The 25,320-nt window shown below is 63.2% G+C and carries 18 protein-coding genes; 11 read left to right on the top strand and 7 right to left on the bottom strand.

What is annotated here, in order from left to right; all coding sequences use genetic code 11:
• Position 1 precedes the first annotated feature (1 nt).
• The gene (locus tag A3A9_RS0132185) at positions 2-1,594 is read right to left on the bottom strand and encodes an ABC transporter substrate-binding protein (RefSeq protein WP_027062284.1); all 1,593 of its coding nucleotides are present in this window, start codon (positions 1,592-1,594) and stop codon (positions 2-4) included.
• 400 nt (positions 1,595-1,994) lie between these two features.
• On the opposite strand from A3A9_RS0132185, the gene A3A9_RS0132180 reads away from it, so the two are divergent.
• The 5 genes from A3A9_RS0132180 (at position 1,995) to A3A9_RS0132155 (ending at position 11,752) form a co-directional block, all read left to right on the top strand.
• Positions 1,995-3,956, top strand: a complete 1,962-nt coding sequence (locus tag A3A9_RS0132180; protein ID WP_082222316.1) for a hypothetical protein — start codon at positions 1,995-1,997, stop codon at positions 3,954-3,956.
• Positions 3,957-3,966: 10 nt separating this feature from the next.
• Positions 3,967-7,947: a hypothetical protein gene (locus A3A9_RS41420; protein ID WP_027062282.1), complete on the top strand. Its 3,981-nt coding sequence runs from the start codon at positions 3,967-3,969 to the stop codon at positions 7,945-7,947.
• Positions 7,948-8,158: 211 nt separating this feature from the next.
• Entirely contained in the window at positions 8,159-8,836 is a 678-nt protein-coding gene (gene rpe / locus A3A9_RS0132170; protein WP_027062281.1) for a ribulose-phosphate 3-epimerase, read from the top strand.
• A 470-nt stretch (positions 8,837-9,306) separates the two neighbouring features.
• Positions 9,307-10,053: a GntR family transcriptional regulator gene (locus tag A3A9_RS0132160; RefSeq protein WP_027062280.1), complete on the top strand. Its 747-nt coding sequence runs from the start codon at positions 9,307-9,309 to the stop codon at positions 10,051-10,053.
• Positions 10,054-10,237: 184 nt separating this feature from the next.
• The gene (locus A3A9_RS0132155) at positions 10,238-11,752 is read left to right on the top strand and encodes a malonate--CoA ligase (protein ID WP_027062279.1); all 1,515 of its coding nucleotides are present in this window, start codon (positions 10,238-10,240) and stop codon (positions 11,750-11,752) included.
• Between the two features lie 69 nt (positions 11,753-11,821).
• Here the strand turns inward: A3A9_RS0132155 and A3A9_RS0132150 are convergent, their stop codons facing one another.
• From A3A9_RS0132150 to A3A9_RS0132125, 6 genes are all read right to left on the bottom strand, one after another.
• Complete coding sequence (locus A3A9_RS0132150) at positions 11,822-13,915, bottom strand: ABC transporter ATP-binding protein/permease (RefSeq protein ID WP_027062278.1); 2,094 nt, start codon at positions 13,913-13,915, stop codon at positions 11,822-11,824.
• 67 nt (positions 13,916-13,982) lie between these two features.
• Positions 13,983-15,095 carry an NAD(P)/FAD-dependent oxidoreductase gene (locus tag A3A9_RS0132145; RefSeq protein WP_027062277.1) on the bottom strand — a complete coding sequence of 371 codons (1,113 nt, stop codon included), beginning with the start codon at positions 15,093-15,095 and terminating at the stop codon, positions 13,983-13,985.
• A 10-nt stretch (positions 15,096-15,105) separates the two neighbouring features.
• On the bottom strand, positions 15,106-16,278 hold the full coding sequence (gene nagA / locus A3A9_RS0132140; protein ID WP_027062276.1) for an N-acetylglucosamine-6-phosphate deacetylase: 1,173 nt from the start codon (positions 16,276-16,278) through the stop codon (positions 15,106-15,108).
• Positions 16,275-17,309 (bottom strand): SIS domain-containing protein, encoded by a 1,035-nt coding sequence (locus A3A9_RS0132135; RefSeq protein ID WP_027062275.1) that lies wholly within the window; start codon positions 17,307-17,309, stop codon positions 16,275-16,277. The genes nagA and A3A9_RS0132135 overlap by 4 nt, the downstream gene beginning before the upstream one ends.
• Positions 17,306-18,088 (bottom strand): GntR family transcriptional regulator, encoded by a 783-nt coding sequence (locus A3A9_RS0132130; protein WP_027062274.1) that lies wholly within the window; start codon positions 18,086-18,088, stop codon positions 17,306-17,308. Before A3A9_RS0132130 ends, A3A9_RS0132135 begins: the two co-directional genes overlap by 4 nt.
• On the bottom strand, positions 18,085-18,963 hold the full coding sequence (locus A3A9_RS0132125; RefSeq protein ID WP_027062273.1) for an N-acetylglucosamine kinase: 879 nt from the start codon (positions 18,961-18,963) through the stop codon (positions 18,085-18,087). Before A3A9_RS0132125 ends, A3A9_RS0132130 begins: the two co-directional genes overlap by 4 nt.
• Before the next feature lie 198 nt (positions 18,964-19,161).
• Between A3A9_RS0132125 and A3A9_RS0132120 the strand changes: the two genes are divergently transcribed.
• The 6 genes from A3A9_RS0132120 (at position 19,162) to A3A9_RS0132090 (ending at position 25,036) form a co-directional block, all read left to right on the top strand.
• Complete coding sequence (locus A3A9_RS0132120; RefSeq protein WP_027062272.1) at positions 19,162-20,070, top strand: N-acetylmuramic acid 6-phosphate etherase; 909 nt, start codon at positions 19,162-19,164, stop codon at positions 20,068-20,070.
• A 156-nt stretch (positions 20,071-20,226) separates the two neighbouring features.
• Positions 20,227-21,486 (top strand): ABC transporter substrate-binding protein, encoded by a 1,260-nt coding sequence (locus A3A9_RS0132115; RefSeq protein WP_027032249.1) that lies wholly within the window; start codon positions 20,227-20,229, stop codon positions 21,484-21,486.
• A 249-nt stretch (positions 21,487-21,735) separates the two neighbouring features.
• On the top strand, positions 21,736-22,665 hold the full coding sequence (locus A3A9_RS0132105; protein ID WP_027062271.1) for a carbohydrate ABC transporter permease: 930 nt from the start codon (positions 21,736-21,738) through the stop codon (positions 22,663-22,665).
• Positions 22,666-22,675: 10 nt separating this feature from the next.
• Positions 22,676-23,515, top strand: coding sequence for a carbohydrate ABC transporter permease (locus A3A9_RS0132100; RefSeq protein WP_027062270.1), 840 nt, complete (start codon positions 22,676-22,678; stop codon positions 23,513-23,515).
• Positions 23,512-23,979, top strand: coding sequence for a DUF4304 domain-containing protein (locus A3A9_RS0132095; protein WP_027062269.1), 468 nt, complete (start codon positions 23,512-23,514; stop codon positions 23,977-23,979). The genes A3A9_RS0132100 and A3A9_RS0132095 overlap by 4 nt, the downstream gene beginning before the upstream one ends.
• Position 23,980: 1 nt before the next feature.
• Positions 23,981-25,036, top strand: a complete 1,056-nt coding sequence (locus A3A9_RS0132090; RefSeq protein ID WP_027062268.1) for a Gfo/Idh/MocA family protein — start codon at positions 23,981-23,983, stop codon at positions 25,034-25,036.
• Positions 25,037-25,320 lie beyond the last annotated feature (284 nt).

The raw sequence follows: 25,320 nt of genomic DNA, 5'->3' as shown, positions 1-25,320 counted from the left end.
GCTATTCGCTGACGTCGACGTTCGAGAAGTCGTGATGGTCGAACGGATCCATGACGTAACCCTGAACCCGTTCGCGCATCGGTATCGACACCACGGAATGGGCAATCACCACCCACGGTGTCTGTTCCCGGAATATCCTTTGCGCCTGCATGTAGAGTTTAGCGCGGGCGTCGGGATCGACGATCCCGGCGGCCTGCTTGAGCAAATCGTCGAAGGCGGGAAAACACCAGTTGGCGCGGTTGGTGGCGCCGACGCCGGCGCAGCCAAGCGGCACCGAAAGGAAGTTGTCGGGGTCGCCATTGTCGCCGGTGAAACCGAACAACATGGCGCCGTCGCGATCGCGGGGCTTCGAGCGGGCGAGGTATTCCGCCCACTCATAGGTGACGACGTCCACGGTGACGCCGATCCTTGCCAGATCGGACTGCATCATTTCAGCCATGCGCTGCGCATTCGGGTTGTACGGACGCTGCACCGGCATGGCCCAGATTTTCATGTGCAGATCCTTGATGCCGGCCGCGGCGAGCGTCTGCCTGGCGGCATCCGGATCGTAGACATCGTCAGGGGCCGTCCCATCATAGGCCCATGAGGTCGGCGGCAGCGGATTGCGTGCGACCTCGCCGGTGCCGCGGAACACGACATCGACAAGCGCCTTCTTGTCGATGGCCATGTCGATCGCTTTTCGGACGCGCGGATCGTCGAACGGCTTCTGCAGCGTGTTGAAGGCAAGATATCCGGTGTTCAGGCCCTCCTGCCGCATGATTTTGATGCCCGGCGTTGCCTTGATCGCCTCAAGGTCGGCCGGATTGGGATAGGGCATCAGATCGCATTCGCCGGCACGCAGTTTCGCCATGCGGACATTGGCGTCGGTGGTGACGGCGAAGATGAGATCGTCGATCTTCGGCCTGCCGCGCCAGTAGTCCGGGTTGGCCTTATAGCGGATAACCGCATCCTGCTGGTAGTCGACAAGCTGGAACGGACCCGTGCCGACCGGTTTTGTCGCCAGATCGAGCGGCCGCTTTTGGGTCAGCAGCCTGTCGGCATATTCCCTCGAGACCACGGACGCGAAATCCATCGCCAGATTGGCAAGCATCGGCGAATGAGGCGCCTTGAGCGTCATGACGACCGTGTAGTCGTCGAGTTTACGCCAATTGGCGACAAGGCCCGGCATCCCCATGCCGTCAAAATAGATATAGGGCCGGCTGGCATAGTTGTGGAACGGGTTCTGCGCGTTTGCCTGACGATCGAAGGTGAACAAGACGTCGTCGGCATTGAAATCGCGGCTTGGCGCAAAGCCCTCGATGGTTTGGAACTTCACGCCGTGCCTGAGGTGGAAAGTATAGGTGAGGCCGTCGTCGGAAATCTCCCATTTTTCGGCGAGGCCGGGGCGCACCTTGGTGGTTCCGGGTTCGAACTCGACGATGCGATTGTAGAGCGTGGTGGCGGATGCGTCGCGACCTCCGGACGCCAGCGCAGGATCGAACGTGTCGGGGCTGGCTTCCGTACAATAGATCAGAGTCTTTGACGCAGATGGCTGCACAGGCAGCACCGCCAGCAAAAGCGCCGTAAGCAGCAGAAGAATGCGCGTGTCCGCCATGGTTCCCGCCCCGTAGTTCAGTCAACGCTAACAGAAGACCCCGAGGCCGAAAAGCCGATGCCTTTCTTCTGGCTCGCAGGGTGAACCTTTCCACCTCCGTCAGCGACCAACGCTCAGGTGCCGCATGGTGCGCACCGGAAAGGAAGCCCCCATGACCAGTAACCCAGAGGCTCCGCGGTCTCCGGGAACAACAGGAGCTCAGCGCGACCACCGCCTTCGGGACAGGGTCGATGCGCTGGGCTTTCCGTTGATTCCGTTGACCCTGCGGAAGACCAGGCGTATCGTGCCTGTGAGGAAAGCAGACAATTCGATCAGGGAAGAACGAGCCGGACCGCCGCGCCTTGCCCTGATTTGCGCGGCAGCCCGGGACGTTTCTCCCCTAGACTACGGGGGTAGTGTCATGTCTCGCATCCGCGGCTCGTTCGCATCGTCTCTCTATGGCCATTTGCGCCATGCTGCCCATGCAGGCGGCGGATTGCTGGCGCTGGCACTCACCGCCAGCCTGTGGTTTGGCGGGGCTGCCCAGGCACAGGACACCCAAATCATCTATCCCGGTTCGATGGCGGTCACCGGCTTTCCCGGTACCGTCATCCCCAATTTCGATGAGGGTCTGCCGCCCGGCGTCGATCCGGTCAACGAAACCTTCATCGACACCACGCGCGCCACCTTGCGCGTTTTCGACGTTTCGCACCTGGGTGGGCCGGCATCGGGCCAGCTTGTCTTCACGCCGCCGCCTTTCGAGGTGACATCAGGCCAGATCGGCGAAGTGTTCGGCCTCACCTATGATGACGGCGTGCGCGATGGCGTGCCGTCGGGCATTCCCAACCTTTATGCCGCCGCCACCTCGCTGCACGGCATCGAGATCGTCACGCCGGACGCCGACAAGGATGGCAGGCCGGAGCGGCAGCGCCGCGGCACATCGGGCGCCGCCTTCATGGACGGCCAGTTCGGCACCGAAAATGGCGGCGGACCGGGCACCATCTGGAAAATCGACGGCATTACCGGCCAGGTCGCCAAATTCGCCGACATCGACACCAACAGCGGTCCCGGCATCGGCAATATCACCTTCGACCCCAACCACCGCCAGTTCTTCGCCTCAGACCTCGATACCGGCCTGATCCATCGCATCGATGCCAACGGCAAGCTGATCGACACCTTCGACCATGGCGTAGCCGGGCGACCGGCGCATGGCCTGGCTCCCGTCGCCGACGATGGCGCGGTGATGGACATACAGGGAGCTGCCTTCGACTCGGAAGACCCTGAGACCTGGGGTTACACGCAGGATGAACGCCGTGTCTGGGCAGTCTCCTATCATGGCGGCCGGCTCTACTATTCGGTCGGCGAAAAGTCGGAAATCTGGTCGGTGGGCATTGCCCGCGACGGTACCTTTGCCGGCGACCCGCGCTGGGAACTGACGGTCAAGGCCGACAAGGATTACGCGGTCACCGACATAGCCTTCGACAACAGCGGCTTCATGTATCTGGCCCAGCGCGGCCCGGTGGAAAACCGCTACGATTACAGCCGCTTCGCCGATTCCGGCAAAGGCGAGGTCATCCGCTACTGGCTTGAGAACCCGGACGATCCGGCGACGGAATCGGTCTGGGTGGAAGCGCCGCAGGAATATGCGGTCGGCTTCCCGCAGGGCAACCGGCAGTCGGCCGGCGGCCTCGACCTGCAATATGGCTATGACGCCGACGGCAATCTCGACACCTCGGTCTGCACCCAGACGCTGGTCAACACCGGCGACAAACTGCGTGACAATCCAGCCCTTGCCGAGCAGCTCGCCGCTGGCGGGCCGCTCGCCGTGCATGGCGTCCAGATCACGCCCAAGGACCTGGTCAAGCCGGCCAACGTGCCGCCCTTCGGTTCCTGGTTCGTCGACTTCGACGGCTATTTCGAAGATCCGGAAGTGGAAGGTCATGTCGGCGACGTCGCTGTCTGGCATCCTTGCGAGGGCCGCGCCGGCTATTATGAAGAAATCCCGGGCGGCTATCTGCCCCCCTTCTACCCGCCGGACTTCCCACCTCCCGGCAATCTGCCTCCGTGTCTCGATGTCGACGACGTCCAGTATTACTGCACGCCTTCCGGCCTCGAGGCTGATCTCTATCTCCATGACCATGCCGGCTTCGGCGGCGATTCGATCAAGGCCCAGTCCAGGACGCCAGGTGTCGGGGTGACTTCACCCATGTCGCATGCGCCCGGCAAGCCGTACACGATCAACATCACCGGCCACTATCCGGGCGACAGAGTGGATGTTGGACTTTGCTTCTACAGGAAGTCCGACAAGGACAAGGGTGGTTACTACCCTTGCTGCAAGATGACCTTGCCGCTCCGCACCCCAGCCGTCAGCTGCGACCGTTGAGGAGGGGAAGATGAAAAATCTCGCATTCTCCCCGCTCGTGGCCAACACTCAAACAACCGTCATGGAGACGATCATGAAACCCCTGTCATACGCCAGGCGCGGCGCGCGCTGGCTGATGGCGGCTGGTATCGCGGTCGCTCTCGCGCCCGCACTGCCAGCCGTTGCTGCCCAAAACATCCAGGCGACGGGCACGGATGTTCAACCCCTGCAGCTCGACAATCAGCGCATCGTCAATCCGGAGCCCGGACGCGTGGTGCCTTTCTTCACCAAGAAAGGTGGCCAGCGCAGCTGCGACTATGTCGAGTATTTCCTGAGCTTCGGCCTGCGCGGCAATGCGCAGAGCTTTGCCAATCCGAGCCTGGTCGCCGCGTTGAAGGCCGCCAAACTCGAGTTCAAGGACCAGCTTCCGCATGGCCTGCAGATCGTCAACGTGCAGGTCGCCGGCGACGGCACCGATGCGGGCGGCGGGCCTTTGCCGAGTGCTGTCATCAGCAATTCGGCGGGTCCCAATGATACGGCGACGGTTTCGGATTTCCGGATCTCCGCTTCCGATCTCGACGGTTCGGGCGCACCGAATGAACGCGTCATCACCTTCCAGATCACGGCCAAGATCGACCACGCGGCGTTTCCGGCGCCAGCCATGGTCGACAACCAGGGCCTGATCAAGGTCGTCGTCGGCACTGGTACGGGCACCATCATTCCGTCGCAGGACCCCGGCAAGCCGGATGACGGCAACATCCTGACCGGCGAAAAAACGTCGATCAAGATCGACGTCACCAAATGCGACAAGCAGCCCCCGCCCCCGACCGACCATGAATGTTTCAAGGTCGAACGCGGCACGGTCGACTGCGTGCCCGGCGGCGGTGCTTTCATCTACCACATGCCTGTCGGCCCGGAGATGGGCGGCAAGTGGGTTCAGCTTTCGACCACCACATCAGGCATCACCATCATCCCCGACACGCAACAGGTGCCGGCGGGCGGCGGTGTGCTCAACTGGAAGATCGTCGGCGCGTCACCCGGAGAGACGATCCATATCATCGTCACCGGCATCAACACTTATGCTGGCCCGAAGGAAGGCTGGGGCCTGTGCTGCACGCAGACGATCGACATCGTCATCCCGCCGGACTTGAAATGTCCGCCACGGGACAAGGAGCCGGACCTCAAGGTGGAAAAGCATGCCGATGTCCCGCGCTGCACGATGGCCGGCGGCTGCGACTTCACCATCAGGGTCACCAATGTCGGCACCGCGCCCTACAACGGCAAGATCGTGCTCGACGAGGTGACGCTGCCGGCCGGCTCGACGCTGAGTTCAGGGCCCAATCCGCCCTGGGTCTGCGTACCCGGCACCACCCCGATGGTTTGCACCTATCCGGTGACCACGCTCAATCCGGGTGCCTTTGTCGACCTCAAGCTCGGCTTCAAGCCGGCCGCGGGCTGGCAAGGCAGTGCACTGCGCAACTGCGCGACCTACAACTATGCCGCCAGCGGCAAGCCATTGTTCGGCAGCCAGTCGAACGACCGTGGCTGCGCCTCGATCCCGATCTGCCGCCGTGGCGACCGTGACCGCGACTGCCAGCCGCCGGTGGAAAAGAAGGTCGACCTGATCCTGAAGAAGCGTGCCCGCACCGAGGTCTGCACGGCCGACGGCGTCTGCTTCTTCGTCATCGACATCATCAACAACGGCACAGCGACCTATAACGGGCCGCTGACGGTGATCGACGCCTATCCCGGCGGTGCACCGACCTCCTCGACCTTCGGGCCGAGCCCGCCCTGGAAATGCGGACCGAACGGCCCCGGCCAGTTCCGCTGCGACGACCCCGGCATTGTTTTGCCTCCGGGGGCTTCGACATCGATCGTCGTCAAGGCGGTCGTGCCATCAGGCTATCGGTCGGATACGGTCGAGAACTGCGCCGAGGTGAAGGCCATTCCCGGTGAGGTCGACCTCACCAACAACAAGGCTTGCGCCAAGGAAGGCTTCCGTCATCCCAATGGCGGCCAGCCGGGCTTGCGCATCACCAAGGTGTGCAATGGCTCGCTCGCCGGCGCCGCGACTGTCTCGTGCCGCATCACCGTCATCAGCACCGGCACGACCGCACCCACCGGCCCGGTCCGGATCACTGAATCGGCGACGCTTATCAGTGGTGGAACCAACGTGACGATCCAGACCGTCATGCCAGACGGTCCGGATTGGTCGTGTGCCCCGGTGCCGGCCAATGCGGTATCGTGTGGAATTCCAGGCTCCGTCATGACGCCTGGAACCAGCCGTCACTTCGACGTCACGCTTTCGTCGGAAAAGCCGTTCGAGAACTGCGCGCGCGGCTCGTATGGACCGGCACCGGGAGACGACGTCGTCCATCCGATCGATCCGGCCTGCGTGAAAGGCGGCGGTGGCTCGACCATCCGTGTCGAAAAGACCGGCGATCGCGAATGCAAGCTCGGCCAGCCCTGCTCGTTCGACATCACCATCACCAATGATGGGACGAGCCCCTTCTCCGGTCCGGTCCGCATCGGTGATGCGATCGGCGTGGACGGTCTGGGTCGCCTGGATGGCGTTGCGATCACCTCGATCGATCCGCCCTTCGGCTGCTCGCCGGAACCGACGACACTGCCTGCCTCCTGCATTGCCAACCTGACGCTCGGCGCCGGCGAAAGCCAGTCGCATCATGTCACCGTGGTCATTCCCGACGACGGACGTCTGGCCAATCTGCAGGGCAACGTCAACGGCCAGAACTGCGTTGGTGTCTTGTCTCCCGACACACGGGTGCAAGGCGGCGGCGACGTACTCGCCGGCGACCAGACCAACGTGCAGGGCGATCGCGGCAAGGCCTATGCGTGCCACCCCTTCATCATCACCCATGAGGTGAAGAACGAGTGCTCGCCAGGTTTCGTCATGAACGACGCCGGCCGCTGCGTCTGCCCGGAAGGCACCACCTTCCGCAATGGTCAGTGCACCGGCGGCGGCACCCACCTTCTGCCGCTTCCTGTGCCGCCGCCCAAGCGCTGCGTGCTGCTCGACGGCCAGATCCGGACCGAGGACGGACGTTGCGTCTGCCCGCGCGGCACGGAGCTGGAGAACGGCGCCTGCGTCAAGATCGACCAGCCGAACTGCACCATACCTGGTTCGGTCCCGACCTCGGACGGCAACAGCTGCTATTGCCCTGACGGCACGCATCTCGACAGGCAAGCGAATGCCTGCGTCCGCGACAGGCCGCAGCAGCCTGAGCAATGCACCATCCGTGGCCAGGTCCACAACGCCGACGGCGACTGCATCTGCCCGCAAGGGACCGAGGTGCGCAATGGTGCCTGCCGACCGGTTCGGCCGAAGCCCCAGCAGTGCACGATCCGCGGCCAGATCCAGAACTCGGACGGAGATTGTGTCTGCCCGAGCGGAATGGAAGTCAGGGGCAATGCCTGCCGACCGATCCGGCCCAAGCCTGACCAGTGCACGATCCGTGGCCAGGTCCACAACGCCAATGGCGATTGCGTCTGCCCGGATGGCACGGAAGTCAGGGGCAATGTCTGCCGGCCGGTCCGGCCGAAGCCCGACCAGTGCACCATCCGTGGTCAGGTCCACGATGGGGATGGCAATTGCGTTTGCCCAAGGGGTACCGAGGTGCAAGGCAATGCCTGCCGGCGCAAGCAGCCGACGCAACAGCAGTGCGATATACGCGGCCAGGTCCACAACCAGAGTGGCGACTGTGTCTGTCCGCGTGGGACCGAGGTGGTCAACGGCGCATGCCGCAAGCCCAGGCAACAGACGGAATGCGCACCGGGCTCTCAGATGATCAATGGCCAGTGCCAGCCGATCATCAGGCGGCATTGCCCGGAAGGCACGATCGGGCGCTTTCCAAACTGCCGGCCGATCCGCGGCCGGCCGTCGCTGGAGATCAACCCGGGACAGCTGCTTCAGGTACTGCCACGGCGCAGGCAGCAGACCGACCAGGAACAGGATCCGGTTCCAAACAGGATCCTGAAACTGCAGCAGCAATAGCTATCTGCCCGAACCCAGACCAAAGCCCGCCGGAGCAATCCGGCGGGCTTTTTTCTTCATGGCCCGGACAGGCTGGAATTGGCTACACGCGATCGACAACGCCACCCAAGCCCGAGAGCCGTCGTGTCTTCACCCTCGACAAGTTCCCCGCCGCGCATTAGGCAGTCGATCCGGAGTGACCGCATAAAAAGGCGCTCGGAAAGGCCGCACGATGAGCAAAAAGACCTTGATCGCACCTTCGGTGCTGGCTTCGGACTTTTCGAAGCTCGGCGACGAGGTTGAGGCGGTGGCGGCGGCTGGCGCCGACTGGATCCATCTCGATGTGATGGACGGGCATTTCGTGCCCAACATCACTTTCGGCCCGCCGGTGGTCAAGGCGATCCGCAACCGCACCACGGCCTTTTTCGACTGCCATCTGATGATCGCGCCGGCCGATCCCTATCTCGCCGCTTTCGCCGAGGCCGGCTGTGACGGCATGACGGTGCATACCGAGGCCGGCCCGCATCTCGACCGCTCGTTGCAGACGATCAAAAACCTTGGCAAGAGAGCCGGTGTGGCACTCAATCCGGCGACGCCGGAAACGACGATCGAATATGTGCTCGACCGGCTCGACCTGATCCTGATCATGACCGTCAACCCGGGTTTCGGCGGCCAGGCTTTCATCCCGGGGATCGTCGACAAGGTGAGAAGGGTAAAGGCGCTGATCGGCAGCAGGCCGATCCGTATCGAGATCGACGGCGGGGTCTCGCCCGAAACAGCCCCCTTGGTCACATCCGCCGGTGCCGATGTGCTGGTGGCCGGTGCCGCAATCTTCAAGGGCGGTAGTGTCGAGGCCTACCGCGCCAACATCGAGGCGATCAGGACGGCGGCCGACAGGGCCGCCGGCTGAAGCGCGTCGCGCTTTAGGTCTTCTTTATGCATGTCGTTTTCCCAAAACCGAGGTCACTTTTGGGCGACATGCATGAGCTCACCGCCATCATCGCGCTTCGAATCCAGCAGGCCGGCTAAGGTCCTCGTGCGGATGTGATTGGCCTCGGCGCCGAAGCATCGGCCTGGTCGAGAGGCCTGATTCGGGTGTGCCGCCCGTTGACCTTTGCGCGCGATAGAAAAGATGCTCGCGCGGGCACACGGGAAGCAGATGATCCTGCGTGCATACCAAACACGTTAAGTTTCTACTGGTTGTAGAAGCACGCGAATTTGTACGATCGGACAGCGGAATGAGGCGTATTCCTTTGTGCTTAAGTACAACAAGGTCATCTTGTGCTTGAGCTACCGGACGCAAGCACTGTATGGTACATGTACGGAAGGAATCTGTTCGGACTCGAATTGCCCAAGAAAAGTGGGGACAAGGAGTCAACTTTGACATACGGAGCTGCCAACCTGAACGACGACGGCACGGGATCCAAGAGCACGCTAGCCAGTACGGTCTATCATCAACTGCGGGATGATCTTCTCGGCGGCGCCCTTGAAACCGAAAGCAAGCTGCGGGTCGAGTGGGTTGTTTCCAAATATGGCGCTGGTGCCTCTCCGGTTCGTGAAGCCCTCAATCGCCTTGCCTCCGAGGGGCTTCTCGGTCGTCACGACCAGCGCGGCTTCTTCATCATGCCGGTCACCGCGATGGAGCTCGAGGAGCTGACGCGCACCCGCTGCTGGATCGAGGAGCGGGCGCTTCGCGAATCCATCGCCCACCGCACCGCCGAATGGGAAGAAAAATTGGTGCTGGCGCTGCATCGCCTGGGCCGTGCCTCACGTCTTTCGCCGCAAAATCTCTCGTCGTCGCTCAATCCGGATTGGGAGAAATTGCACCGCACCTTCCATCGGGCGCTGATTTCGGCCTGCCGGTCGCACTGGCTGGTGGGTTTCTGCGATCAGCTTTCCGACCATGCCTACCGCTACCGGCAAATGGCCAATGACGGCGAAAGCATCGGGCGCGACGTTTTCGGAGAACACCGGCTGATCGCCGAATGCGCGCTGGACGGTAATGCCGACGGTGCCGTTCAGGCATTGATCGATCACTACCAGCTGACCGCGGCCATGTGCATGGAACGCTTCAAGCAGAGCGAGGCCGCAAAGATCGCCCCTTCGGCCGAACGGATCCGGGGGTAGCGTTCACTGCTATTGTCGGGCCTGCCGACAATCGCACCCCACCCTTTCAGCCGATCTGACGTGCTGGATCGCCGTTTGCGGTCTTGACGGCACGGCCGGGAAACGCGAACTCTTCGCCGCCGACGCATGCCGCCCGAAGAGCATGCGGGGCGCGCCACCATTGCCCCCACCGCAGGAAGACTTCATGAGCAATCATCTGTTCGATGCGTTCCGGTCCCCGATGCCGGTACCCGAACGTCTGTTGATGGAAACCGACGATGGGCGCTCGCTCAGCTATGGCGACATGCTGGCACGATCGGCACAGCTCGCGCATGCGCTGCTGCAACTGGACGTCGAGCCTGGCGACAGGGTCGCGGTGCAGGTCGAGAAGAGTCCGGAGGCGTTGCTGCTCTATCTCGCCTGCGTCCGCGCCGGCGCCGTCTTCCTGCCGCTCAACACCGCCTATACGCTGACCGAGCTCGGCTATTTCTTCGAGGACGCAGCGCCTCGCGTCATCGTCTGCGATCCGGCAAGGTCGGTGGATATCGGCCGCATGGTCGAGCCATCCGGTGCCGTCGTGGTCACGCTCGACCGCAATGGCCGGGGATCCCTTACGGACCAGGCATCGCGGCAATCTTCGGAATTTCATGATGTCGAGCGGGGCGCGGACGACCTTGCCGCGATCCTCTACACATCGGGAACCACCGGCCGCTCGAAAGGCGCCATGCTCAGCCACGAGAACCTGGCCTCGAACGCACGGGTGCTGGTCGATCAATGGCGCTTCACACCAAGTGATATGCTGATCCACGCGCTGCCGATCTTCCACACGCACGGGCTGTTCGTCGCCACCAACATCATCCTGATGGCCGGCGCCTCGATGCTGTTCGAACAGAAATTCGATCCGGCCCGCATCGTCTCATTGCTGCCGCGCGCCACGGCACTGATGGGCGTGCCGACCTTCTACACCAGGCTGCTGCAGCAAGAGGGCCTGGACCGCGAGGCCACGAAAAACATCCGCCTGTTTGTGTCAGGCTCGGCGCCGCTGCTGGCCGAGACGCACAAGGCCTGGCGCGAGCGCACCGGCCACGCCATCCTCGAACGCTACGGCATGACCGAGACCAACATGAACACGTCCAACCCCTATGATGACGAGCGCCGCGCCGGCACGGTCGGCTTCCCCTTGCCCGGCGTCTCGCTGCGCATCGCCGACCCAGACAATGGCAAGCCGCTGGTCCAGGGCGAGGTCGGCATGATCGAAGTGAAAGGCCCGAACGTCTTTTCCGGCTACTGGCGCATGCCGGAAAAGACCAAGGCGGAGTTCCGCGCCGACGGCTTCTTCATATCAGGCGACCTCGGCATGATGGACGCCGACGGCTATGTCCATATCGTCGGCCGCGGCAAGGACCTGATTATCTCAGGCGGCTACAACATCTATCCAAGGGAACTCGAAAGCGAGATCGATGCGCTTGCCGGGGTCCTGGAAAGCGCCGTCATCGGCGTCGCCCATCCGGATTTCGGCGAAGGCGTCATCGCGGTCGTCGTGCGGGCGCCGGGGGCACAAATCACCGGAGCTGAAATCCTCGGTGCCATCGCCGAACGGGTAGCCAAGTACAAGCACCCGAAACGGGTGATCTTCGTCGACGAATTGCCGCGCAATACGATGGGCAAGGTGCAGAAGAACCTTTTGCGCGATGCCTACAAGGATCTCTACGCATCGTAGAGCAATTCCCGGAAAAGTGTGACACGGTTTTCCGTCCGGAATTGCGTCAAAACAACTGGCGACGCGCCCTTACTTCAGCTTGCGCGGCTTTTCGATCTTCGTACCGGAGCCCCACAAGGCGCGCTGGAGCAGGTTGCGTTTTCGGTTGCGTGGCGCAAGGTCGATGTCCCCGACCAGTTTCGCGCCACCCTTGCGCCGCTCGAGCGTGATCTTGCGGGTGTGATAGACTTCCAGTTCGGCGCGGTGCGCCACGCTGACGATGGTGACCTCGGGCAGTTCGCGGATCACCGTTTCCATCATCTGATCCTGGCTCTTCTCGTCCAGCGCCGAGGTCGCCTCGTCCAGCACGACGATGTCGGGCCGGTGCAGCAAAAGGCGTGCGAAAGCGACCCGCTGCTTTTCGCCGCCCGACAGGGTCTGGTCCCAGGGCGCTTCCTCCTTGATCCGGCCGGCGAGATAGCCGAGGCCGACCTTGTCGAGGGCGGCCTTGATCTGTTCGAGCTTCCAGTTGTTGGCGGCAGCGGGGTAGGCGACCACCCGGCGCAACGTCCCGGAAGGGATGTAAGGCCGCTGCGGCAGCATGAACAATCGCTTGTCGGGATGGAAATTGACGCTGCCGCTTCCCCATGGCCAGAGGCCTGCGATCGCTCGCACCAGCGTCGACTTGCCCGAGCCTGATTCGCCGGACACCAGCAAGCGCTCGCCCGGTTCGACCACGACCTCGGTTTCCTTGACCACGGACGTGCCGTCGTCGAGTGTCACGGAGAGATTGTCGAGGGAGAGCATCGCTTCCCCCTTGGTCTCGCCTTGCTTGATGCGCCCGAGCTCATCGCTCTGTTCGGCGCGCTCGAGCCCGTCGAGCGACATCATCAGCGAGGCGATGCGCCGTGCGGAGGCGTTCCAGTCGGCGAGGCGCGGATAATTGTCGACCAACCAGCCGAAGGCACCCTGCACGATGGCAAAGGCGGACGCCGCCTGCATGACCTGACCGAGCGTCATCGAGCCTTCGAGGAACTTTGGCGCGCACAGCAGCACCGGCACGACCGGCGCAAACAGGCTGGACCCTTGCGAGACCACCGCCGTGCGCATGTGCTGGCCGGTCAGCAGCGCCCATTGCTTGAGCACCCCGGCAAAGGTCTTGTCGATGCCGCTGCGTTCCTCTTCTTCACCGCCGAGCAAGGCGATGCTCTCGCCGTTTTCGCGCACGCGCGTCAGCACGTAGCGGAATTCGGCTTCCGCCTGGTTCTTCTTCTCGGAGAGCTGAACAAAATCGCGGCCGATGAGGAACATCGAGGTGGAGGTGATCGCGGCATAAATCACCGCGGTGATGACGAGGAAGCCAGGCACGGTGAAGGTCGAGCCTCCCAATGTAAAGCTCAAGGCCCCGCCGATCGTCCACAGCACCACGATGAAAGTCGAGGCAGACAGAAAGGCTGATACGACGCCGGCGACGAAATCGACGGGCGACTCCGTGGCGACGCGCAGGTCTTCCGAAAGGCGGGCCTCGGGGTTCTGGTGGTCGCCCTTCACGAGGTTCAGCTGGTAGTAGCGGCCATTGGCGAGCCAGCGCGCTATGACCGAGGTCGTCAGCCACGACCGCCAGCGGCGCTGCATCGTCATGCGCAGATAGACCTGCGTGACGACAAGGCTCATGCTGCCAAGCACGAGTGGCACGAACACGGCGCTTAGAAAGTAGACGGTGTGGGCGTCGCGCTTCTCGATGGCGTCGAAGATAGCGCGGTTCCAGACATTGATCCCGTATTGGAAGCCGACATTGACGCCGATCAGGATCAGCAGCCCGATCGTCAGTGGCCAGCCGAGCTTGTCGCCGTGCCGGCCCCAATAGCCGCGCCCGCTGATCCAGAACCGTCGCAACAGATATTTCTTGCGCGCCTGTTCGGCCTGTTCGGCCGTCAGTTGCGGATCGGGTTCAACGGCTTCCGGCGGCGGCGCTTCGGCTACGACCTCGGAAGCGGCCGCTTCGAGGGGCGATGCTTTCTTGCCGCGTGGCTTCTTTTCGCGCAGAGCCTTGTCGCGCAGAGCCTTGTCGCGCGGCGTCTCGTCGGGCGGTGTTGATCGCCGCGGCTTTCCCTGACGCGGGCTCGGAGCGCCGCGCGGTTTATCTTTGGCGGCCGGTTTCGATCTGGGTTTCGCGTCTGTCATGCGCCCCGACAACGGCCTCGAAATCAAAAGGTTTCATGACGTTCGCTGGAGCGCTCCACAGCCCCTGTCATTCCGGGTAAAGCAGCTCGCAAACATGGTCGGCGATCGCCAGGCTTGCCGTCAGGCCGGGGCTCTCTATGCCGAACAGGTTGACGATCTGGCCGGCACCATGATCGGCCGGACCCTGGATCACGAAATCGGCGGCAGGCTGGCCGGGACCGGACAGTTTCGGCCGGATGCCGGCATAGGCAGGCTGTAGCGCGCCGTCGGCAAGGTCGGTCCAATAGCGCCGGATCGCCTCGTAGAAGACGGCGCTTCGGCCGGGATCGACTGTGTAATCGACATGGTCGATCCATTCGACATCAGGCCCAAAGCGTGCACTGCCGCTGAGGTCGAGCGTCAGATGGACGCCGAGGCCGCCTTCGACCGGAACCGGATAGATCAGCCGCGAGAAGGGCGAGCGGCCCGAAATCGCGAAATAGTTTCCGCGCGCCAACCACTGCCGAGGAATGAGATCCCCTGGAAAACCGTCGATCCGGCCGGCCACGGCTTGTGCATCGAGGCCCGCGGCGTTGACGAAGGCACGGGCCTCCAGGGCGAAAGCCTCGCCATTGGCATCGCGCGTGTCGATCCGGATCCCGTCGGCTTCGATCGTCGCCCCGGCAACAGCTGTCAGGAAAGCGAAGGACACGCCGGCGGCCTCGGCGTCGCCGCGCAACGACAGCATCAGCGCATGGCTGTCGACAATGCCGGTCGACGGCGACAACAGCGCGCCGGCGCATGTCAGCGCCGATTCGAGGCTTTCGGCCTCGCTTTGCGTCAGGAACTGGAGATCATCGACACCGCAGCGTTGCGCATTGGCCTCGATCGCCCGCAATCCGTCGATCTGGCCGCCCTCGCTGGCAACGATCAGCTTGCCGGTGCGCGAATGAGCGACATTGTGCTCGGCGCAATAGGCGTAGAGAAGCCGACGCCCTTCGACGCAGAGCCGGGCCTTCAGGCTCCCCGGTGCATAATAGAGCCCGGCATGGATGACTTCGGAATTGCGTGAGCTGGTGACGGTGCCGATCGCGTCGGTCTGCTCGATCACCACCACCTCGCGGCCCGACAAGGCAAGCGCACGGGCAATGGCCAAACCGACGACGCCCGCTCCGGCGACGACACAATCGATTGTCTGCATGTCCTTGCTCTCAGTGTGGAGCGACCGCCTCGAACACCTTGCCGCCGCCGATCCAGACGCTTCTTATGCCGAGACCGTCCGATAGCGCAACGATATCGGCGGCAGTTCCGTTGGCGAAGCGGCCAAGCCGATGCGATTGGCCGATCGCCTGCGCCGGGTAGAGCGAGGCCATGCGCAAGGCCTCGGACAGATCGATACCGACGACATTGTGCATGAAGCGCACGGCCGAGATCATGTCGAGATCGGCGCCCGCCAGCGTGCCGTCGGCCAGCCTGAGACTCCCGTCCCGGCGGTAGATGGTGCGGCCGTTGAGGGTGAACGAGGTCATGTCGGTGCCGATCGTCGCCATGGCGTCTGAGACCAGAACGATCCTGCCCGGGCCCTTTTTGGCTTCGAGCGCAATCCTGATGGTGGCGGGATGGACATGGATGCCGTCGGCGATCAGCCCGGCGGACAAGGTGCCGATGTCGATCGCCGCGCCGGCCAGCCCGGGCTCGCGATTGCCGATCTGGCTCATCGCATTGAACAGATGGGTGACCACGCTGGCACCCGCCTCGGCGAAGGCTTCTGCCGTGGCGTAGCCGGTATCGGAATGGCCGAGGCTGACGATAACGCCTGCCTTGGTCAATGCCGCAACGCGCGCCGGTTCGACGGATTCGGGCGCGATCGTGGTGAGCAGCACCGGCAGCTTCTGCCGGGCCGCGATCAGCATTGCCTGGTCGGCGTCCGTCATCGGCCGGATCAGCGCCGGCTCATGCGCACCCTTGCGTGCGATCGACAGATGCGGGCCTTCAAGATGCAGGCCGAGGAATCCAGCCATTTTTTGCAGCGCGGCGGCTTCGCCGGCAGCGACGGCTGACGCGGTAATCGCGGATGTATCGGTGATCAGCGTCGCCAGCAGCGCTGTCGTGCCGAACGGCGCATGCGCCTTGCAGATGGTTTCGATTGACGCGACATCCGGGTGGTCGTTGAGCATGACGCCGCCGCCGCCATTGACCTGGATGTCGACGAAGCCCGGCGCCAGGATGCCGCCGCCGGTCTCGACGACACTGATATCAGAGGGAATGGCGCCTATGGGCAAAATAGCCTCGACGAGGCTGTCGCGCACGACGAGGGCGTGGCCTTCATGCCAGTCGTCGCCGTCGAATATGCGGGCGCCAGTCAGGGCAAAACGGTCGCTCATACCGTCTCCGTCACCTTGCGAAGATTGCGCGGCGTGTCCGGATCGAGGCCGCGGTGGCGCGCGAACGCCTCGACGAACACGTAGAAGGAGACGATCAGCGTCAGCGGATCGGTCAGCGGATGACCGGTGGCGACATGCGGCAGGCGCGTGGCGCGGTTGGCAAGAGCTGAGGTGACGAACACCGGTGCGCCCTTGGCCGCTAGGCCGTCTGCGGCTTCGGCGACGGACGGCTCGGACGCATCGCGCGCGGCCAGTGCCAATACCGGAAAGTCGGGGCCGATCAGCGCCAGCGGGCCGTGCATGACTTCGGCCGCACTATAGGCCTCGGCATGCATGCCGCAGGTTTCCTTGAACTTGAGCGCCGCCTCGTTGGCCATTGCCGCCGACGGCCCGCGACCGAGGATGAACAGCGATTTCTGCTTCTCGATGGTTTCGGCCAGCACGCTCATCCAGTCGCAGGCGATCGCCTTGCCGAAATGTTCGGGCAAGCGGGCAAGTGCGGCGAGAAGCGCATCATCGCCGGTGGAATGCGCCATCAGCGCGAGACCGGCAACGGCGGAATTGACGAAGGTCTTGGTCGCCGCGACGCTGCGCTCGGGCCCGGCCAGTATGTCGATCGCATAGTCCGAAGCGCGCGCCAGCGGCGAATCGGCGGTGTTGGTGATGGCGATGGTCAGCGCGCCACCGGCGCGTGCGGTTTCGGCCATGGCGACGATATCGGGGCTCTTGCCCGACTGCGAGATCGCCAGACATGCCGAGCCTTCAAGCCGCAGCTTGCGACCATAGATCGAAGCAATCGAGGGGCCGACCGACGCGACGGCAAGGCCGGCGGTCAGTTCGACGGCATATTTCATGTAGGTGGCGGCATGGTCGGACGAGCCGCGCGCCACGGTGACGACGAAATGCGGGTCGCGTTCCCTGATGCCGCGCCCAGCTTCGGCAAGCACGGCGCCGGAGCTATCGAGCAGGCGGGCAACGGCTTGCGGGATCTCCTCGATCTCACGCTGCATATGTGTGGTGTTGGGGATCATGGTCGGCCCTCTTCGCTCGGCCCTGTCAGCCGCAGTTCGGCGACGAAATCATAGGCGTCGCCCCGGTAGATGGAGCGGGTGAATTCGATCACCTTGCCGCTCGCCAGATAGGAAATGCGTTCGATGTGCAGGCCGGCAATGCCCGGCGGCACTTCGAGCAGGCGCGCATCGCTGTCGCCGAGATTGGCGGCCGAAATGCGCTGCACCGCCCGCACCGGCCGGTTGCCGGTCAATTCCAGCGCCGCATAGAGCGAGGAGCCGATGCCCGCCGGGTCGCGCAGCACGCTGGCCGACAGCGAGGCGCGTTCGATCGCCAGCGGCGTGTCGTTGGCGATGCGCAGGCGCGCCACGCGCGCCACCAGTTCGCTCGACGACAGGCCAAGCACCATCATCTCGTCGGGCGAGGGCGCGTAGAGGCCGCGGTCGAGCCATTGCGAACGCACCGCCATGCCGCGCCGCGCCATGTCTTCGGTGAAGGAGGTCAGCCGCGACAGCGATTGCTCGACGCGTTCCATGCGCGGCGCCACGAAGGTACCGGAGCCATGGCGCTGCACCAGAATTCCACCCTTGACCAGGTCCTGCACCGCCTTGCGCACGGTAACGCGCGAAATGTCGGCCTTGGTGGCGATGTCGCGCTCGGAGGGCAGCGCGTCGCCCGGCCCGATCAGGCCGCGATTGACCGCGTCCTCGATGCTCTTGCGCAGTTGCAGGTAGAGCGGCGCGCCGCTTTGCGAGGATTGCTTCAGCGTGGCGAAGATCTGGTCGGCGGCGTCATTCATCGCGCCGCCTCCGATTTGGCGAACAGACGAGCCGCCATCTGCACGGCGCCGCCCAATGCGTCGTCGAGCGGCGGCTTCAGGAGCGCTCGGTAGCGTGCCGACAGCCGTGGCGCGTAAAGCGGCGCCAGCCCGCCTAGCAGGCAGAGCGGCGCGTCATCCGCGAGGTTGAGCGCACAGAGCGAGGCTTCGACGTCGGCGACCACCCTGTCCAGGATCCAGTTGGCGACGCTGTCGCCCTTTTCGGCATGTTCGAACACCTTCGGCGCGAAGCCGCCGAAGTCGCCGGGCTTGGCGTTGGTGGTGAATTCGACCACATCCTCCGGATTGTTGCGGAAGACGGCCAGCATGCTTTGCGTCAGCGGCGAAGACTGGCGGACGCCGTCATAAGCAAGCAATGTCTGTTCCAAGAGGTCGCGGCCGATGCGGGCGCCGCTGCCCTGGTCGCCGACCTGAAAACCCCAGCCGCCGATGGCGCGCGACTTGCCGTTCCTGCGTGCCATATAGGCGGTGCCGGTGCCGAGGATCGCCATGGCGCCGTCACCGGAGCCGACGGCCCCTTCGAGCGCGATCTCGGCGTCGGTCTCGACGCGGCTGATGCTGAACGGCAGGATGGCTTCGAGTTGCTGCCGGTAAGTTCCGACATTGGCGCCTGCGAGGCCGAGAATGGCTGGTGTCTGCGGGATCAGCTCCGGATTCTGCCCGGCGGCGATGAACGCCTGCCGCGCCGCGTCGACAATGTTCGAGCGGGCGCCAGTGAGGTCAGTGCGGATGTTGGCGGCGCCGCTTTTGGCACGGCCGACGACAGCGCCGTCCACCGTTGCAAGAGCGGCCCTGCAGCTGGTGCCGCCGCCATCGATACCGAGCACGAATTTCACGCGATTTCTCCTCCGCGCGAATAATACCAATAAAATACCAATAGCCAAGGCTTAATTTCTGTTTCAAAAAGTTTAAGCCGTATTTTATTGAAAAACCTATGCATTTCGCCGGCTGAGCGATTTCCCGGCAGCGAATTCGTTAATGCGTGTGGACAAGTGGTATTTTTTTGGTATTGTTTCTGCATTGGAGGAACACGGATGGCTGAAACGCGCACCGAAGCGCTGCACAGGAATGCCGAGGGGCTGGATATCCAGGCTCCGGAGACCATCCTTGCTTCGCTGGCCGATGCGCAGGTCGAGGCCGCAAAGGTCGTCCGCAACGCCATCCCCTCTATCGCCAAGGCAGCCGAAATCATCGCCGGCAGGCTGAGCAGCGGTGGCAAGCTTGCCTATGCCGCGGCCGGCAGTTCCGGCCTGATGGCGCTGGCCGACGCATTGGAACTTCCCGGCACGTTTGGCATCCAGCGCGACCGCATCGCCATCCTCATCGCCGGTGGCGACGAGGCGTTCCACACCCTGGCCGGCGGGCCGGAGGACGATACCGAGGAAGCGGTGGCCGCGGTCGCCAATGCCGGCATCGGTAGGGGTGACTGCCTGATCGCCATCTCCGCCAGCGGTACGACGCCCTATGCGGTGCGTGCCATGGAGGAAGCCGCCAGTCGCGGCGCTGCCACCATCGGCATCGCCAACAACCGGGACTCGGCTCTGCTGCGCCAGGCGCAAACCGCCATCCTGCTCGAAACGCCGCCGGAAGTGATCGCCGGCTCGACGCGCATGGGCGCCGGCACCGCCCAGAAGATCGCGCTCAACATGCTGTCGACGCTGACCGCCGTCCATCTCGGCCATGTCCATGACGGCTACATGGTCAACCTCATGGCCGACAACATCAAGCTGCGCGACCGCGCGGCACGCATCGTCGCCGCCGTCAGCGGGCGCAGCACTGACGATGCGGCGCGCCTGCTCGAAAAGACCGGCGGCGCCGTCAAGACAGCCATTCTGCTTGCCGCCGGCGCCGACAATGCCGATGCGGCCGAGAAACTGCTGGAAGGGGCCGGCCAAAGGCTGCGGCCGGCACTTTCCGCGCTGGGGCATGATCCCGAAAAGTAGAAACCGCTTTCCGGAAAAGATCATGCCCGAACAAAGAAATAAAGCTTGCTTCATCCCGATTTCCATCGGGGTGAAGCGGGCTTGCGAGGGGAGCAAGGGGTCAAAAGCCCCTGTTCTCAAAACCGAACCTGAAAAAGGTCAACAGGGAGACTGAGCATGACAACGAAACTACTGACGGCACTGCTTCTGGGCACCAGCATTCTCGGCTCGGCCGGGCTTGCCCATGCCGAGGACGTAACGCTCAACATCGAAAGCTGGCGCGGCGACGACCTTGCCATCTGGAAGGACAAGCTGATCCCGGCCTTCGAAGCCAAGAATCCCGGCATCAAGGTGGTGTTCGCACCATCGGCTCCGACCGAATATGACGCCGCACTCGGCGCCAAGCTCGCCGCCGGCTCGGCTGGCGACCTGATCACCTGCCGCCCGTTCGACAAGTCGCTTGAACTGTTCAAGAAGGGCAACCTTGCCGATCTCTCGGCGCTGCCCGGCATGGAGAACTTCTCCCCGGTGGCCAAGTCCGCCTGGCAGACCGACGACGGCAAGGCGAGCTTCTGCGTGCCGATGGCCTCCGTCATCCACGGCTTCATCTACAACAAGGACGCCTTCGAAAAGCTTGGCATCAAGATCCCGACGACCCGCGACGAGTTCTTCGCCGCGCTCGACAAGATCAAGGCCGACGGCACCTACATCCCGATGGCCATGGGCACCAAGGATCTCTGGGAAGCCGCGACCATGGGTTACCAGAACATCGGCCCCAACTACTGGAAGGGCGAGGACGGTCGTGCGGCGCTGATCAAGGGCGATCAGAAGCTGACCGACAAGGACTGGGTCGCTCCCTATGAGGAACTGGCCAAGTGGAAGCCTTATCTCGGCGACGGTTTCGAGGCCCAGACCTATCCGGACAGCCAGAACCTGTTCACGCTCGGCCGCGCCGCCATCTATCCGGCCGGCTCGTGGGAAATCGGCCTGTTCAATACCCAGGCCCAGTTCAAGATGGGCGCCTTTCCGCCTCCGGTCGAGAAGGCCGGCGACACCTGCTACATCTCCGACCATACCGATATCGGCATGGGCCTGAATGCGGGTTCGAAGCACGCCGACGCGGCCAAGACCTTCCTCTCCTGGGTCGCCTCGCCGGATTTCGCCACCATCTACGCCAACGCGCTGCCGGGCTTCTTCAGCCTGAACTCCGCGCCGGTGAAGATGGCGGACCCGCTGGCACAGGAATTCGTCTCCTGGCGCGGCAAGTGCAAGTCGACGATCCGCTCGACCTACCAGATCCTGTCGCGTGGCACGCCGAACCTCGAGAACGAAACGTGGGTTGAATCGGCCAACGTCATCAACGGCACCGACACGCCGGAAGCTGCCGCCAAGAAGCTGCAGACCGGTCTCGACAGCTGGTATAAGCCGGCGAAGTAAGAGCTCAGGCAACGGAGCCGGCCCGGCGCAAGCCTGGCCGGTTCCGGATACCTGCTTTCATAAGCGCCCATTCAGATAGCGATTGTCGGCACCGCCTCGCGGCCTTACCCTTGTGTTCCTGGGAAAGGCTAGCTGATCAGTCGCAGGCCTTTGTTCTTGCCATATTGGGCAAGGGCGTTCGGGCCGTGCATCGAGGCATCATCTAGCATCAACATCGTCTGGAACCGAGAGACGGCGGGAACCGAACTCATGGCCGCAGAAATACGACCGAAAAGACCGTTTCGCTGGCATATCGGCATCTTCCTGGCGCCGGCCGTGCTCGTCTACACGGCGATCATGATCCTGCCGCTCGCCGGCACGCTGCAGCTGTCGCTGTTCCGCAACGTCAACGAATCCCAGGTCTTCGTCGGGCTGGCCAACTTCCGCACCCTGTTCGGCGACCCCAACTGGTCGGTGGGGTTCTGGAACGCGCTCAAGAACAACACCTGGTTCTTCATGATCCACATGCTGGTGCAGAACCCGATCGGCGTTCTTCTGGCCGCACTTCTGTCCAGCCCGAGGTTGAGATTTGCCGCCTTCTACCGTACCGCGATCTTCGTGCCGACCATCCTGTCCTTCGTCATCGTCGGTTTCGCCTGGAAGCTGATCCTGTCGCCGCTGTGGGGCGTGGCGCCGCATCTGATGGATCTGGTCGGCCTGAAAAGCCTGTTCACGCCATGGCTCGGCAAGGAACAATACGCGCTGACCGCGCTCAGCCTGATCTCGGTGTGGCAGTTCGTCGGCATCCCAATGATGCTGATCTATGCAGCGCTGCTGTCGATCCCCGAAGAGGTGATCGAGGCGGCCGAATGCGACGGCATCACCGGCCTGTCGCAATTCTGGAAGATCAAGCTGCCGCTGATCCTGCCGTCGATCGGCATCATCTCGATCCTCACCTTCGTTGGTAATTTCAACGCCTTCGACCTGATCTACACCGCGCAAGGCGCGCTCGCCGGGCCGAACTATTCAACCGACATCCTCGGCACCTTCCTCTACCGCGCCTTCTTCGGCTTCCAGTTGCAGGTCGGCGATCCCAATATGGGTGCCGCGATCGCCACGATGATGTTCCTGATCATCCTCGGCGGCGTCTGCGTCTACCTCTTCCTCGTCCAGACGCGCCTGCGTCGCTACCAGTTCTGAGGGGCAAGAGATGAGCACCGCCACCCGTTCGCTGCCCCGCACCATCAGCGCCCACGCGATCCTGTTGACCTACACGGCGATCGCGCTGTTTCCGGTGATCCTGGTGATCATGAATTCGTTCAAGTCGCGTGCCGGCATCTTCAGCGAACCGCTGACGCCGCCGACACCAAAGACCTTCGACCTGATCGGCTACACCACCGTCATCGGCCAGGGTGACTTCATCCACTATTTCCAGAACAGCCTCGTCGTCACCGTCGCCTCATTGTTCTTCGTGCTTTTGTTCGGCGCCATGGCGGCCTTTGCCCTGTCCGAATACCGCTTCCGCGGCAATACGCTGATGGGGCTTTACCTGGCGCTCGGCATCATGATCCCGATCCGGCTCGGCACCGTCGCCATCCTGCAGCTGATGGTGGCGAGCGGGCTGGTCAACACGCTGACCTCGCTGATCCTGGTCTACACCGCGCAAGGCCTGCCGCTCGCCGTCTTCATCCTGTCGGAATTCATGAAGCAGGTGTCCGACGATTTGAAGAATGCCGGCCGCATCGACGGCCTGTCGGAATACACCATCCTCTTCCGGCTGGTGCTGCCGCTGGTGCGGCCATCGATGGCCACCGTCGCCGTCTTCACCATGATCCCGATCTGGAACGATCTGTGGTTCCCGCTGATCCTGGCGCCGTCGGAAGAGACCAAGACGGTGACGCTCGGCGCGCAGCTCTTCCTTGGCCAGTTCGTCACCAACTGGAACGCCATCCTGGCTGCACTCTCGCTGGCGATCATGCCGGTGCTGGTCCTCTACGTCATCTTCTCGCGGCAGCTGATCCGCGGCATCACGTCCGGAGCCGTCAAGTGAGCGAGGGGCAAGAGGCCATCGTGCAGGCTCTCGTCGAGACAGGGAGCCGCTATGGATTCCGGGGCGTTCGCGCCAAAAATTTCTATCGCGAGCGGCCGGAAACGATCTGTGTGCTGAACCTTCAGAAGTCTTCCTGGGGGCCACAATTCTATCTGAACGCCGCAGTGTGGTTCACGCGGCTTGGGCCGGAGCGCCGGCCGAAGGAATACAATTGCCACATCATCTGGCGAGATGACTCTTTGATGACTGGCGAGCAATCCAAGGCATTTGAAGCGGCGCTCAATCTGGATCATTCGATCCCGGATGACCGGAGATCTTTTCTGATCAAAGAAGGGGTCGATACATACGGCTTTGGGCTTCTGGCCCGTTGCGAGAGCGAAGAGGCTGTCCTGCAGATCGCCGGTGAGAACGGCCCGAATGTGAGAGTAGCTCTCGCGGCCCGCAGGCAAGAAAAGGCAGATTGAAATGGCTCAACCCCTTCGCGTCGTCGTCGCCGGGCTCGGCAATATGGGGCGCAGCCATGCGCTGGCCTATCACACCAATCCGGGCTTCGAGATCGCAGCCCTGATCAACCGCTCCGACGTGCCGCTGCCGGAAGGTTTGTCGGGCTACGGCATCAGGCGCTCCTTCGACGACGCGCTGCGCCAGGAAAAACCCGATGTTGCCTGCATCGCCACCTATTCCGACAGCCATGCCGACTATGCGGTCAAGGCCTTCGAGGCCGGCTGCCATGTCTTCGTCGAGAAGCCGCTGGCAACGACGGTGGCCGACGCCGAACGCGTCGTCGCGGCCGCCAAGGCCAACGGCAAAAAGCTGGTGATCGGCTACATCCTGCGCCATCACCCGTCCTGGATCAGGCTGATCGCCGAGGCGCGCAAGCTCGGCGGCCCCTACGTCTTCCGCATGAACCTCAACCAGCAATCCTCAGGGCCGACCTGGGAGACGCACAAGCAGTTGATGCAGACGACCTCGCCGATCGTCGACTGCGGCGTCCACTATCTCGACGTGATGCTGCAGATCACCGACGCCAGGCCGGTCGAGGTGCGCGGCATGGGCGTGCGGCTGACCGACGAGGTGGCGCCGTCCATGTACAATTACGGCCACCTGCAGGTGCTGTTCGATGACGGTTCGGTCGGCTGGTACGAAGCCGGCTGGGGGCCGATGATTTCGGAAACCGCTTTCTTCGTGAAGGATGTGATTTCGCCCAAGGGCTGCGTATCGATCGTCATGAAAGAGGGTGTGAAGTCGGATGATATCGACACCCACACCAAGACCTCGACCATCCGCCTGCACAGCGCTGCGACCGGCGCCGACGGCAAATTCGTCAAGGCCGACGAAATGCTGTCGATGGCAGGCGAACCCGGGCATCAGGATCTCTGCGACCTCGAACAGGCCTTCGTGCTGAAGGCGATCCGCGAAGATCTGGACCTCACCAAACACATGGACGACGCGGTGAAATCGCTCGCCGTCTGTCTCGCCGCCGACGAGAGCGTGCGCAGTGGAAAGGCGGTGCGGCTGTGACAAGGGAATTGTCGTCAGGGGTTGCGCTTTACGAGGCCCCCCTCTGGCCTGCCGGCCATCTCCCCCTCAAGGGGGTGTTTGGACCGGAGACATCGCGAACAGGTGTGCGAAGACATCGCGAACAGTTTGCCATGCTATCGGCTGATTGCGTTGAGGTCGATGGTTTGGATTTTCTGGTGGCGGAAGTAGACGTCGAAGACACCGTCCTGTCCGGTCGGTCTGAAAGCGACAGTCCTGCCGGCGAAGGCGTTGCAGATTTTGAATGCGCGTCCGAACAACGAGGT

Source organism: Mesorhizobium loti CJ3sym, from assembly GCF_000472785.1.
In the GTDB taxonomy this organism is placed as follows: domain Bacteria; phylum Pseudomonadota; class Alphaproteobacteria; order Rhizobiales; family Rhizobiaceae; genus Mesorhizobium; species Mesorhizobium loti_E.
Note: the sequence above shows the minus strand (reverse complement) of the source record. Positions and strands in the feature narration are given on the sequence as shown.

Coding starts and splice junctions, on each gene's coding strand:
- A3A9_RS0132185 (WP_027062284.1), bottom strand. CDS start 1,594: ATGGCGGACACGCGCATTCTTCTGCTGCTTACGGCGCTTTTGCTGGCG.
- A3A9_RS0132180 (WP_082222316.1), top strand. CDS start 1,995: ATGTCTCGCATCCGCGGCTCGTTCGCATCGTCTCTCTATGGCCATTTG.
- A3A9_RS41420 (WP_027062282.1), top strand. CDS start 3,967: ATGAAAAATCTCGCATTCTCCCCGCTCGTGGCCAACACTCAAACAACC.
- rpe (WP_027062281.1), top strand. CDS start 8,159: ATGAGCAAAAAGACCTTGATCGCACCTTCGGTGCTGGCTTCGGACTTT.
- A3A9_RS0132155 (WP_027062279.1), top strand. CDS start 10,238: ATGAGCAATCATCTGTTCGATGCGTTCCGGTCCCCGATGCCGGTACCC.
- A3A9_RS0132150 (WP_027062278.1), bottom strand. CDS start 13,915: ATGACAGACGCGAAACCCAGATCGAAACCGGCCGCCAAAGATAAACCG.
- A3A9_RS0132145 (WP_027062277.1), bottom strand. CDS start 15,095: ATGCAGACAATCGATTGTGTCGTCGCCGGAGCGGGCGTCGTCGGTTTG.
- nagA (WP_027062276.1), bottom strand. CDS start 16,278: ATGAGCGACCGTTTTGCCCTGACTGGCGCCCGCATATTCGACGGCGAC.
- A3A9_RS0132135 (WP_027062275.1), bottom strand. CDS start 17,309: ATGATCCCCAACACCACACATATGCAGCGTGAGATCGAGGAGATCCCG.
- A3A9_RS0132130 (WP_027062274.1), bottom strand. CDS start 18,088: ATGAATGACGCCGCCGACCAGATCTTCGCCACGCTGAAGCAATCCTCG.
- A3A9_RS0132120 (WP_027062272.1), top strand. CDS start 19,162: ATGGCTGAAACGCGCACCGAAGCGCTGCACAGGAATGCCGAGGGGCTG.
- A3A9_RS0132115 (WP_027032249.1), top strand. CDS start 20,227: ATGACAACGAAACTACTGACGGCACTGCTTCTGGGCACCAGCATTCTC.
- A3A9_RS0132105 (WP_027062271.1), top strand. CDS start 21,736: ATGGCCGCAGAAATACGACCGAAAAGACCGTTTCGCTGGCATATCGGC.
- A3A9_RS0132100 (WP_027062270.1), top strand. CDS start 22,676: ATGAGCACCGCCACCCGTTCGCTGCCCCGCACCATCAGCGCCCACGCG.
- A3A9_RS0132090 (WP_027062268.1), top strand. CDS start 23,981: ATGGCTCAACCCCTTCGCGTCGTCGTCGCCGGGCTCGGCAATATGGGG.